At 31.8% G+C, this 12,194-nt stretch carries 9 protein-coding genes; 2 read left to right on the forward strand and 7 right to left on the reverse strand.

Annotated elements, in window-relative coordinates; all coding sequences use genetic code 11:
• Window positions 1-55: 55 nt before the first annotated feature.
• Entirely contained in the window at window positions 56-985 is a 930-nt protein-coding gene (locus G7A72_RS14890; protein ID WP_165153055.1) for a type IX secretion system membrane protein PorP/SprF, read from the forward strand.
• A gap of 11 nt (window positions 986-996) precedes the next feature.
• On the forward strand, window positions 997-2,940 hold the full coding sequence (locus G7A72_RS14895; RefSeq protein ID WP_165153057.1) for an OmpA family protein: 1,944 nt from the start codon (window positions 997-999) through the stop codon (window positions 2,938-2,940).
• Between the two features lie 597 nt (window positions 2,941-3,537).
• Here the strand turns inward: G7A72_RS14895 and G7A72_RS14900 are convergent.
• The 7 genes from G7A72_RS14900 to G7A72_RS14930 all read right to left on the reverse strand — a co-directional run bounded on the left by G7A72_RS14900 (window position 3,538) and on the right by G7A72_RS14930 (window position 12,134).
• Window positions 3,538-4,323 carry a class I SAM-dependent methyltransferase gene (locus tag G7A72_RS14900; protein WP_165153059.1) on the reverse strand — a complete coding sequence of 262 codons (786 nt, stop codon included), beginning with the start codon at window positions 4,321-4,323 and terminating at the stop codon, window positions 3,538-3,540.
• A 45-nt stretch (window positions 4,324-4,368) separates the two neighbouring features.
• On the reverse strand, window positions 4,369-5,445 hold the full coding sequence (locus G7A72_RS14905; RefSeq protein ID WP_165153061.1) for a glycosyltransferase family 4 protein: 1,077 nt from the start codon (window positions 5,443-5,445) through the stop codon (window positions 4,369-4,371).
• Entirely contained in the window at window positions 5,442-6,659 is a 1,218-nt protein-coding gene (locus tag G7A72_RS14910; protein ID WP_165153063.1) for a DUF1972 domain-containing protein, read from the reverse strand. The genes G7A72_RS14905 and G7A72_RS14910 overlap by 4 nt, the downstream gene beginning before the upstream one ends.
• A 119-nt stretch (window positions 6,660-6,778) precedes the next feature.
• A complete protein-coding gene (locus G7A72_RS14915) occupies window positions 6,779-7,846 on the reverse strand; it encodes a glycosyltransferase family 4 protein (protein WP_165153065.1) in 1,068 nt (355 codons plus the stop codon).
• A 1-nt stretch (window position 7,847) separates the two neighbouring features.
• Window positions 7,848-9,071, reverse strand: coding sequence for a glycosyltransferase family 4 protein (locus tag G7A72_RS14920; RefSeq protein WP_165153067.1), 1,224 nt, complete (start codon window positions 9,069-9,071; stop codon window positions 7,848-7,850).
• Complete coding sequence (locus tag G7A72_RS14925; protein WP_165153069.1) at window positions 9,064-9,759, reverse strand: DapH/DapD/GlmU-related protein; 696 nt, start codon at window positions 9,757-9,759, stop codon at window positions 9,064-9,066. The genes G7A72_RS14920 and G7A72_RS14925 overlap by 8 nt, the downstream gene beginning before the upstream one ends.
• Window positions 9,756-12,134, reverse strand: a complete 2,379-nt coding sequence (locus G7A72_RS14930; protein WP_165153071.1) for a hypothetical protein — start codon at window positions 12,132-12,134, stop codon at window positions 9,756-9,758. Before G7A72_RS14930 ends, G7A72_RS14925 begins: the two co-directional genes overlap by 4 nt.
• Between the last annotated feature and the right edge of the window lie 60 nt (window positions 12,135-12,194).

A 12,194-nucleotide genomic window follows, 5' to 3' on the forward strand; every position in this document is an offset into this window, starting at 1 on the left:
TTAATTCTAATTCATTTAACTCCAAAGTTATAGGAATTGTTAAAAAATAAAAAAGATGAGAAATAAATTAATCAGGTTGGTACTATTACTTTTTTCAGTAGTGATTTATGGCCAACAAGACGCACAGTTCACTCAATACATGTACAATACAATCAATATTAATCCAGGGTATGCCGGGTCTAGAAACGTTATGAGTATTTTTGCATTGCACCGAACACAGTGGGTTGGGTTAGATGGAGCGCCAATAACAAATACTGCATCAATTAACACTCCTATTAATAACAGTAATATTGGACTTGGGGTATCTGTGGTGAATGATGAAATTGGGCCTTCCAGCGAAAATAATATAGCGGTAGATTTCTCTTATAGTATTCGAGCGTCCAAGCAATATGAATTGTCGTTTGGACTTAAAGCAATAGCAAATTTACTTAATGTAGATTTTACCAAACTCAGCCAGTATAATGGAGGTGATCCTGTATTTGAACAAAATATAGATAATAAATTTTTTCCAAATATAGGTTTTGGTGTCTACCTACATTCAGATAAAACTTACTTAGGGATCTCAGCTCCTCATTTATTAGAAACAAAACATTTTGATCGTTATACAGGCTCAGGTGCAAGCAGTTATATTGCAAAAGAAAATGTAAATATTTATTTAATCGCAGGTCATGTTTTTGATATTAGCTACAATTTTAAATTAAAACCTTCTTTATTAGTAAAATATGTTAACGGGGCTCCTTTACAAGTCGATTTATCCGCCAACATGATGTATGATGACAAATTTGTATTAGGACTTGCTTACAGATGGAGTGCTGCTGTTAGTGCAATGGCAGGATTTCAAGTTAGCGATTCTTGGTTTATTGGTTATGGCTATGACTTAGAAACTACTCAGTTGGCCAATTATAACTCAGGGTCTCATGAGATTTTTTTACGTTTTGAATTGTTTAATACCTATAATAAAATTATATCACCAAGATTCTTTTAAATCACTTTACTATGAGAAAAATAAAAACTCCCGTCTACAATGTCATATTGTTGCTAGTAGCAGTATCTGGATACGGACAAAAAGCAAGAATTGAGGGTGCTGATAAAAAATACAACAATTATTCCTACATAGACGCAATTGCCACCTATGAGAGTGTAGCTCTAAAAGGATACAAAGACGAAAAAATGTTTCAAAAACTTGGAAACGCCTATTACTTTAATGCAGATCTAAATAAAGCGGAAAAATGGTATACGGAATTATTTGATATGAATGGCGAACAAGAGCCAGAATATTATTACCGATATTCGCAAGCGTTAAAATCTATTCGCAATTATGACAAAGCTAATAAGATGCTGGATACTTTCAATAAAAGGTCAGTAAACGATTTGAGAGCTAAATTATATGTAACCCAAAAAAATTATCTTGAAGAAATTAAAGCCAATTCGGGGCGCTATACAATAGCCAATGCTGGAATTAATTCTGAATATTCGGATTATGGAAGCTCATTTTTTAACAATAATTTGGTCTTTGCTTCAGCAAGAGATACTGGACGAACAGCTCAAAAAATATTTAAATGGACGAATCAATCGTTTACAAATTTGTATAGTTCCGAGATAAATACTGATGGAAATTTAGGTAATCCAAAACGATTTAGTAAAATTATTAATTCCAAATTTCATGAATCAACTCCTATTTTTACTAAGGATGGTCAAACTATGTATTTTACAAGAAATAATTATTTAGATGGAAAAAAAGGAAAAGATGCTCAAAAAGTTACATTGTTGAAAATATATAAATCCAGTTTAAAAAACGGTAATTGGACAAATATTGTCGAATTGCCTTTTAATGGTGAAGAATACAGTGTAGCACATCCCGCTTTGAGTACAGATGAAAGCACACTTTACTTTGTCTCGGATATGCCGGGAACATTTGGACAATCTGATTTGTTTAAAGTAGCAATAAAGCAAGACGGAACTTATGGAGAACCAAAGAATCTGGGAACAGAAATCAATACGGAAGGCAGAGAAACCTTTCCATTCGTATCTGGAAATAATGAATTGTATTTTGCAAGTGATGGCCGTCCAGGTTTAGGAGGTTTAGATATTTTCGTTACTAATATAGGAAATGATAATACTTATGGAGTTATACAAAATGTTGGTGAACCAATCAATGGACCACAGGATGATTTTGCTTTTTTGATAAATACCAAAGACGGCAAAGGTTTCTTTACTTCCAATAGATCTGGGGGTTTAGGATATGATGATATTTATAGTTTTACAGAAACAAGGAAGCTAATTTGCGAACAATTATTGGCTGGAATTCTTATTAATCAAGAAACAGGACAACCTTTAGTCAATGCAAAAATAAGTATGTTTGATGATCATTTTACACTCGTAAAAGAGATGATTACCGATGACAAAGGCAATTATAGTATCGAGGTGGTTTGTGGTAAAACATATTACATAAGAGCGACTAAAGATGATTATGAAACCAAAGAAGAAAAAATAACTATAAAAAGCACTACTGGCAAAACAGATTTGCCTTTTCAATTAAGTAAACGTATTAAAGAAATTGGTGTAGGAACTGATTTAGCAAAAACATTAGATATCCCTATTATTTACTTTGATTTAGACAAATCTATTATTAGAAAAGACGCTACTTTTGAGTTGGCTAAAATAGTAGTTGTCATGCAACAATTCCCCAAAATGAAAATTGATGTTCGATCTCATACTGATAGCCGACAAACAGAACAATATAACTTAAAATTGTCTGATAAACGGGCAAAATCTACCATAGAATGGTTGATTAAAAATGGCATCGAAGATTATAGATTATCCGGAAAAGGGTATGGTGAAGCCCAGTTGGTTAATAAGTGTTCTGATGGTGTAAAGTGTATAGAGAGCGAACATCAGGCAAATAGACGCAGTGAGTTTATTATTATTTCAATAGAATAGAAAGCAAAGATAGTAGATGGAAAAGGGTTAGCATTTTAATTAATGCAAGCCTTTTTTATTGGTCTCAGATATCGTTTAAAACTATGTGATTAGTTTATTTTGCTTTAGCTTCTGCCACTTTTATAACCACAAATCCCATAAATTAATCAGTGATAATTTACTTCGTTAGTTCCCTATCGCTCGAGTGTGAAATTTGCGGCAAATAAATAAGTGCCATAAACTATCAGACTTTCAATATGCCAATCAATCTGCGGACTTTCTAGAGTCCTTAGAAAACAAAAACACAAATAACCATGTTTTTACTCCATCTCCTTTGGAGAGAGTAGAGACTATTTTACATTTGCGTTTGGTATTAAATCCTATATTTTCAATACCTCCTCCTTAACTTATTATTTTCTCTAATTTCAAACAAAATCGGGAAATTACTCTTTTTAAACCTACTCTCGTAAATCGAAAATAATCTCATAAAACGCAATGTATAAATTTTCAACAGATTCGTAACTTATTAAAAATGTGCCGTTATTTATTTACTTCAATAAATAATTAACAGCACATAAAAGGATCAGCATTTATAATTGTAAAATTTGTACCAAATTTTTAATCTGTTTTTTGCCAAAAGCTAGTTTGGGAAATATACAACCCCATAGGAGTGAAACCTGTAAATCGTACTCTTTTATATAAAGAATCCATAAACAGACCGCCCGGCCAATTATTAGGATGATCTGAATTGTCTAAGACTATCCATCCTCCTTTTTTAAGTTTTGAAATAGATTTTTCTATGCATTCGTTTCGGTTGTTGAAATCATTTGACCCGTCAACAAGAATCAAATCAAAACTTTCATTTTCGGTTTCATCAAGGAATTGCCAAGTAGTTTCTTTTTGCTTATTCAAAAAGCAAAATTGACTTATCACATCTTTGTCAAATGATGCAGATTGTGCATAATCATTAACGGTATTATACCACAATTTATCATGTTCAATACTAGTGATGTCACATTTTTTTTCTAAAAACCAGAGTGTTGAGTTACCTGAACCAAACTCAAGTACCTTTTTCCTTGGTTCTAAAATAGTACTCATGAAGTTAATAGCCTCATATACAATAAATGGAAGGGGCTTCTCTATTATATAGTTTTTCTTGGCTTGTATATAAGTGTTTATTGCGGGTAATAAATATTTAAAAGAGGATGGATTGATGCTATATCCTTCAAAATCCGTAATGCGTAACGAAGCTTTGTGCGAGTGTTCCTCACCTTTGTCATTCCATGCTACAGTATAGGCTCCAGTCAGTTTATTAAGTTTACTTTCATAAAAGGTTTGAGCAGGCACATTAAACAATCCATTAGCTAATGCCATTTTTTTCTGCAGTAAATTTGAATATTCCATAAGTTTGTTTTTTATTGTTATTATTAAAAGATTATATACACTATTTTATTCTTGTTCTATTTTTTTTATAATTTGAATCCATTTTTGCAAATTATTTATGGATAATAGAAGTCTAATTATAATCCAAAAAACGATCATAATAGAGAAAATAATTAATGTTGTAGAGTAGGAAGAGATTAAGCCAAATCCTAAGGAAAAGAAAATTAAGCAAAAGATAATTACCGCCAATGCAATTCTTTTATGTGTTAACCCTGCACCTATTAGCAAATGATGCAAGTGAGATTTATCGGCTATAAAAGGTGATTTTCCTCGCTTTATTCGCCCCATATACACCCGTAAAGAATCTAAAACGGGAATAGAAAAAAAGGCGACTAATATCATGAAAACGTATGCGTAATTATACTCTTTATGAGTTTCTTGCTTACTTAAAAGCTGAATTCCTAGCGTTACTAACATAAAACCTAGAAAGAGAGAACCAGAATCACCCATGAAAATTTTATCCTTTGACAAATTAAATTTTAGAAACCCGATAATAGCTCCAATAAAAATGACACTAAGTAGCCCCAAATAATAATCTTTGTAATATACTGATGCTACTAAAAACATAATAAATCCTAATAATGATAAACTACCTAGTAAACCATCAACTCCATCTATTAGATTAAAAGCATTTACTACTCCCGTAATAATCAAAACTGTAATCAGATACTGCAACCAAACAGTAATTTCGTAAACACCAAACAGACCATAAAAAGAAAAGATTCGTATTCCTGACAAAGCGATTATAAAAGATAAAATTAACTGAATAGCCAATTTATATTTTGCTCTAATATCATTTTTATCATCAATAATACCAATGATCAGTACTGTAAATGAAGCACTAAAAATGGATAAATATTCTTTGCAAAGTGTAATGTTTCCAGAAATAAAAATGACCGTAACCACAGAAACAGCAATTGAAATTCCACCTACAAGAGGTATACTTGTAAAATGTATTTTTCTAAAATTTGGCTTGTCGACCAAATTGATTTTAATGGCTATTTTTTTTAATATAGGAGTGTATAATAAGCTCATTAACAATGACAATAAACCTAGCGATAGATATTCTAAAATTATTTTCATAGTTGTTTATTTTCGTAAAATAAGTTACTATTTTGAAGATGCGACAATTGATATTCTTGTAATATAGTTGGATTTAATTTTTGTACTTCACCCAAAACACTATTTTTATGGTCAATGGACAGCGCTTCTTTTATTAATAAATCATACTGTTTTGAAATAACATTCCAGGTATATCTTCTCGATGCTATTGATTTCATCCTTATTCGAAGTTCCAGTAATTTAGATTCAGTAATACAATTCAAATGAGCTATTAAGTCTTCGGATGAGTTAAAATACAGTGCATTATTTTCGGTTGTTGTTTTATTGTACGAAACATTAAAAGCGATTACAGGTAGTTTTAAATACATTGCCTCTACAAGGGATGGATTTGTTCCACCAGCGGAATGTCCGTGAATGTATAAAGTGGCATTGCTTCGTATTAAATCAATTTCTCTTTGATCGTAAATAGGGTCTAGAAGTAAAATATTTTGGATTTCCTTATAACTTTCTTTTAAAGCTATTCCGTATTTGCTATTATTCCAATTGCCTACAATTACCAAATTCATTTTTGCATATTTTTTAAAAGCTTCTAGGACTAATTGCACATTGTTTTCGGGTTCTATTCGGCAAACTTTTACTGCATATTTTTTGTTAAGGAATCGATATTTTTCAAGGTCTTTTCGGCAAGGCTTTACTTGCAAAGTATGATCGGCTCCATACTCAATAACGCGACTCAAGGTCTTGTAACGTAATGCTGTGTAATCTTGAATCGATTCGTTATCAGAGATATCTATGTGAGAAAATTTAATAGCAATTTTTTCTGACCACCATAAAAATAATTTTGCTATTAAAGGCCATTTGTCTCTTTTCCATTCCATTCCATCAATAGAAATAATAATTTTCTTATAGGTAAAAAGCCGAACCAAAGGTAGTGTCCAAGCACCAGCAACACCCAGTATTAATAAGACATCACTATTTCTTAATGCTAGTAAAATGGAAATGGTATCGTAAGGAATACTTTGAATTCCGTTGGCATTAAGCGGTATGTACTTTAGAACTGCTCCTTTGTAGGTTGCAATACGTTCTTCCTTGGTGTATTTATTTTTAGAACAATACACCGTAAAGTCATAATTTGGAGATAAATGCTCTACTAAGTGTTCTGCAAGGGTTTCGAATCCACCGTATTTGGCGGGTAAACCTACTGTACCGATAATGGCGATTCTATCTTTGTTCATTATTTCTCAAGTTTACTATTCTGATGCCAAAAACCGTACTGTTATTGTAAGTAATTGATTATTAGTACTATTTTATTTTTTGCAATTCTTTTTTTTCCATAAGTTGGAAAAAAGAGTATTTAATTGGAAATAATTTTAATAGATTCTTTTTCGAAATAATGCTCACTAAAAAATCTACTTTTTATAACGGCACTTTGACTCATTTGATGGTATAAAAGTGGATTTTGGAATAACTGATTTATTTTTTCAGAAATAAGAATCAATTCTTGACTATCTATAAAAAAACCATTTTTATTGTTCTCTACAAGCTCTGTCATACCGCCAATAGGAGGGACGATTGTTGGAATTCCATAAGTCATTGCTTCTAATATAGTTAATCCAAATGTTTCTTTGCAGAGCTTGGTAACGGTAAGATTAACTACAATACTGGCTTCTTTATAAAAAGGATGTACATCGGTTTGACTGGTATATAAAATTAAATTTTGAGGTAAAAAAACAGTCTTAAAGTAGGAGTCTATCTCTTTTTGATTGGCATTTACAACCAATTTAAAAATGTAGTGAGGACATAATTCAGCCAATTTTACAAACTCATTTACGCCTTTATATATTTTTAAGGAGCTAATCATCAAAATAATTTTGGCTTCTTTGGCTTTTCCTAAATGTAATTTTGCTTCATTTCTAAAATTTTCTTCTATTACATTATACAAGACATTATTTTTAACTTTCACAGGTTGCTTTTCAGCCAGAAAATGAGAAACATAAACCACATCTGTAGCACACCATTTGACTATTGCAAAAAGGAAATGATTTAATATTTTTGGTTTTACTCCCGTTTCGTGAATGTGATACAGTACTTTGCAGCCTATTATTTTTCCAATTAATGCTGCTCCAAAAGGTAAAACGGTATTGATGTAAAGAATGTCTTTTTTCTTTAAAAAAAACAGCAACTGAACCGCTAAAAATAATTGACTTGTTGTCAAAAACAACAACCTAATTAATGGATTTTTGGCAAAACGATACCAGTAAAAATGGTTGTTAACTTTGTGAATATTGGATAAAAAACCCTCTCCCCCACAAGTATAGAGATGAGTTTCAAAACTATTTTTTGTCCAACATTTTAATAATTGCATCAATACTTTCGGGCTTCCGCTATAATTATTCAAGAGGTGTACGGCTATGATTCTCATTTTATAGAGTGTTATATATTTTTTGCAAATAGTCTCCTCTGCTATCCCATGTAAAATTATTTAAGTAGTGTTTTCGTGCATCAAGACTCATTTGATGCAATAAATTTTTATCTAAATAAAGTTTTGAAAGCGCTTCTTTTAATTCTAAAACGGTCCCATTATATGCTATCTGTGAAGCTGTAAAACCACATTTCGAATTGATAAACTCTCCAGGGCCTTCGTTATCCAAACAAATTACAGGTAAACCAAAAGATAATGCTTCCGCCACTACCATACCAGCACCTTCATGTGAGGGAAACAAAAAAACGGATGATTTTTCATAGCATTTCATCAACTCACTTCGGTCAATCCATTCTATGATTTCTACATAAGGCTCGATGTGATTTTGAGCAATAATGGTTTTGTAAAAATCTTTTTCGGGACCAGTTCCAATTAATGTTAGTTTACAATAATTGCGGTCTTCTGGTTCTAAAGAGTTGATGAAACTAGCAAACGAGAGCAGTGTCAAATCAAATCCTTTCAAGGGGACAAAACGACCTACGCTAATGATGTCAAATCCCTCTTTTGGGATATTATTCCCCGAAAAATTGTCTTCTGTGGCAACAGAAGGGAGTATCGAAAAGGGTTCAGTACTAATCTTTAACGCAGTTGCTACTCCAGAGTTCATACCCAATATATGGTTGGATTTCTTTTTGGTTTTGTGTAACGAAAAAGAAAGTTTCCAGAAACAATTTTTCACCAGCCAAGTCGCTCGGTCTTGCAAAAAATATTTCACAGAATAAGGGTTTAAATACTGTTTTGGTATCTCGGGATGATGTCCTATTGGTCCCCAAACCATTGGCTTATTTAGTTTCCATAAGGAACTGGGAGTCCAATCATTATGAAAGTTTACGTTATGAGCAATGTCAAAATGTACGTTTTGTTTTTTTATAAAAGAGACAATTCCTTTTTGCCATAAATAATAATAGAACATCGCTCCACGTCCTCCTTTTTTCCAGAAACGCATCCAATACGGCAGATCAAAATACAAGAAAGTAATGTTTTCAAAAACCACATCTTGATTTTGAGACATATATAGATCAATCATTTCTTTATTATTTTCTCGTGTAATGGCAATGACCTTATTGTATCTCGCAATTTGATACACAAAGTTCCAACCCATTCCATTTTCGGAACCTTTATATGGGTTTACGGCATAACAACTAGCCAAAATAGTTTTAGTCATTGCTTTTGGTTTTTATAAGTTTTGCGGGAACGCCGCCTATTATGCTATTATCCGGAAAAGATTTTGTTACAACGGCTCCGGCAGCAATAATACAGCCATTGCCCAGTTGAACCCCGTCTAGTATGCTTACTTTACTGCCAATCCAACAGTTTTTACCTATTTTTATGCCTTTTCTATTCACGCCTTGGAATCGAATGGAAGTATTTAAATCCTCATAATTATGATTTTCAGGATGACAGCTTAAATAAGGGCCTACGATGCACTCATCTCCAATTTCTAGACCGCCTGCTCCGCCTAACGAAGCATATTCGCCTATTCCAACAGAGTTTCCAATGACTATTTTGTCGCCCAAATCGTTTAATGTGGTCGAAACAATAATGCGGCTAAAAGCACCTATGCTTACATTATTGCCAAATTGGATTCCGTTTTTACCCAAAGCCGATACAAATACAAAATCGCCTAATCGGAGAAATTTGCCCCATTTTATTTTAGAGATATAAAAAAAAGAAACTCCTCTGCCCAGCATCATTGCTTTTGGTTTTCTAAAAAAGAATAACACTTTAAAACCTCTAAGCAAGCATAAGCTTTGCATCCATACAAACTCCAGAATTGTTGCCAAGGGTAATGCTGCATCAAATTTGAAATTTGGATTGCGCATTTGGATTATTTTTTCTAGAATTCGTTTCATTTTTTGGTTCGAATTATGGTCCTAACAATATGATTCAAGGTAACTTCTAAATCTTCATTTTTGATGCTTTCGTAAATGGCGACATGACTTTTTGATTTTAATTTCAGAAAAAGATTCTTGTAATCATCTGTCAAAAGTTCAATAGTAGTTTTGCTCAATTCTTTTTTTCGATTAAGAATGGTGTTGGCATCCGCAAAAAGAAAAAAATTAAACTTGGGTTTCAATAAAAATTGGTATCCTAAAGAGGATATTTTTTTAGACAAAACAATGTTACTACGCTTGCTGTCATTTATAAAATCAAAGTAGTATCGGTCATAAATAACCACATAACCTCTTAAAATATATTTGAAATAGACAACAAATTGTCCTATCAAAAAATCTAAATAATAGTAAGAAAACCGAGCAAAAGAGGACAATACATTTTTGTTTTTCCCCTGTCTAGGCAAGCTGTTTGTAGCATCTTGATGGGCTTTTTGTTTCCCTTTTGTCCAAACACTCAATATGGGTAATAAAGAAGGTCTGTGGCGTAAAACTACTACTGGTTTTCGGAGTTGTTTTTCTATTCTATGTGCCAATTCATCTATAACGGTAGATTTTCCTGCACCATCAACCCCACTAAAAGTAATTGTGAATCCTTGATTATTAAAGGTATTTTTTAAGGTGTCTATGCAATAATTCAAAGTGTTTTTTAGATAGAAAAAAGTACTGTTTTCTTTTTTCTGTTTAATAAAATATTGAATTAGTGAAACGTCATTTTTTTTGTTATTAAAATAATTTTGCAAAACTAAATCCAATGGTTCACTTGATTCTTCGATTCCCTTTTTGTGCTCTAAATATTTTTCGGGAATTGGAGCTCCATTAAGATTGTAGAACAAAATGATAAATCGTTCAGTATCAATTATGGAGGCACTCTTTATGCCATAATTATTCTTGTAATTATTTTTTATTAATTGTTTTGTACTTAATATTTCATAATTTTTTATTTTCAATTGCCAGATCAAATCTATTGATAGTATACTTCCCTCGACAGTAAAAACCTGAATAGTATTCATAAATGATCTGTGATCGCTATTAATTTTGGAAACCAAAGAATGATTTTTGAGGTATTTCATAACTATTGAATTCGTTTCTTTAGTGATAACTAAATCAATGTCTGAATTTACGCTTAAATCCTCGGGGTATTCTTTTGGATATTTTAGTGCGGCATATTCTTGATTGTGTAGTAAATCAAATAAGTCCATAATCAACAATTGCCTTTGAGTGTATTCTTTTTTGATAAAATGATTCAAAGCTTCGTTCCAAACGGCCATCATCCAATGAATTTGAGGGTACCATACCTCAGTTTTTGCGTAAATATTCATGTTATACATGCAATTGATAAGTAAATACCAATGTAGACATTCATTTAAATCGTTATCGAATAACTGGTCTCCAAATTCATTTGTACTGCATTGTAGAATATCCTGATAAATAAATCTCCAGCTTTTGCGATCTACAAGTATTCCTTGCTGCATCATATAATGAAAGTAGTCGTAACCTTTTGGCTTTTCAAAACTAGCTAGTTCCCAGTCATATATGGATATTTTATCCCCGGTTTGAAACATATTCCATTGTGTGAAATCGCCGTGTGATAGATGAATTTTTACTTCTTGATTAGGAACGCAGTTTTGAATTAGGATATTCAGTTTTCGGGTAATATTTCTAGGAATTTTTTCGCAGCTGCTTTGCTCAAAACTTTCTTTTAAATTTTGGAACAATTTCCATTGCCTAACTTGAATAGTGCTTTTATGTATATTACTCATTTCAATCAAAGTATTAAGATGAGAATTTGTAAAATTTTTGGTTCTTTTTCCCTTATTTGAAATATCAGTAAGTTGAATAATATCTTTGGAAATTGAAGTTACTTTTGGGGTAATAAGTTCCGTGTTTTTTACATTGATTTGTTTCAAAATAGAATATTCATTCTGAACCATCATTTTAGCACTTTCGGATGTTGCAATTTTATAAAAAAAGGAATTAGCGTATAGAATAGCTTTACTATTTAGTCCAATAGTACCCATAAACAGGCTCCAGTCTTTGGTGCAGTCAAAAACAGTTTTTGCTGTTGTTGCATTAAAATAAAATGTTCTTTTTTGAAAGACAAGTTGTTGTAATCTTAAAAAAAATAGTATTCGGATTGCTGTTGCAAATACAAAGGCTCTGAAGCTACCAATGTTATAAAATTTTAAAAAAATGGGTTTTTTGCAACTAGCATTCCAAACCCATCTTATAGAGTGATCGGAATTGTTTATGAATAAAAGCTCGAGTGGTATAGTTTCAGTATATTCTTTGGTGGATGCTATTGAATATCCAAGTTTTTGTAAAAGTGCTTCCATACTTAAAGTTTTTATTTTTTAAGTATTAGAAAAAGTATGCCAAAAATTTAAACTATTGAT

The organism is Flavobacterium sp. Sr18 (assembly GCF_011064265.1).
Taxonomy (GTDB): Bacteria; Bacteroidota; Bacteroidia; order Flavobacteriales; family Flavobacteriaceae; genus Flavobacterium; species Flavobacterium petrolei.

Excerpts from the sequence above, each read along its gene's own strand:
- G7A72_RS14890 (WP_165153055.1), top strand. The coding sequence starts at position 56 with ATGAGAAATAAATTAATCAGGTTGGTACTATTACTTTTTTCAGTAGTG.
- G7A72_RS14895 (WP_165153057.1), top strand. The coding sequence starts at position 997 with ATGAGAAAAATAAAAACTCCCGTCTACAATGTCATATTGTTGCTAGTA.
- G7A72_RS14900 (WP_165153059.1), bottom strand. The coding sequence starts at position 4,323 with ATGGAATATTCAAATTTACTGCAGAAAAAAATGGCATTAGCTAATGGA.
- G7A72_RS14905 (WP_165153061.1), bottom strand. The coding sequence starts at position 5,445 with ATGAAAATAATTTTAGAATATCTATCGCTAGGTTTATTGTCATTGTTA.
- G7A72_RS14910 (WP_165153063.1), bottom strand. The coding sequence starts at position 6,659 with ATGAACAAAGATAGAATCGCCATTATCGGTACAGTAGGTTTACCCGCC.
- G7A72_RS14915 (WP_165153065.1), bottom strand. The coding sequence starts at position 7,846 with ATGAGAATCATAGCCGTACACCTCTTGAATAATTATAGCGGAAGCCCG.
- G7A72_RS14920 (WP_165153067.1), bottom strand. The coding sequence starts at position 9,071 with ATGACTAAAACTATTTTGGCTAGTTGTTATGCCGTAAACCCATATAAA.
- G7A72_RS14925 (WP_165153069.1), bottom strand. The coding sequence starts at position 9,759 with ATGAAACGAATTCTAGAAAAAATAATCCAAATGCGCAATCCAAATTTC.
- G7A72_RS14930 (WP_165153071.1), bottom strand. The coding sequence starts at position 12,134 with ATGGAAGCACTTTTACAAAAACTTGGATATTCAATAGCATCCACCAAA.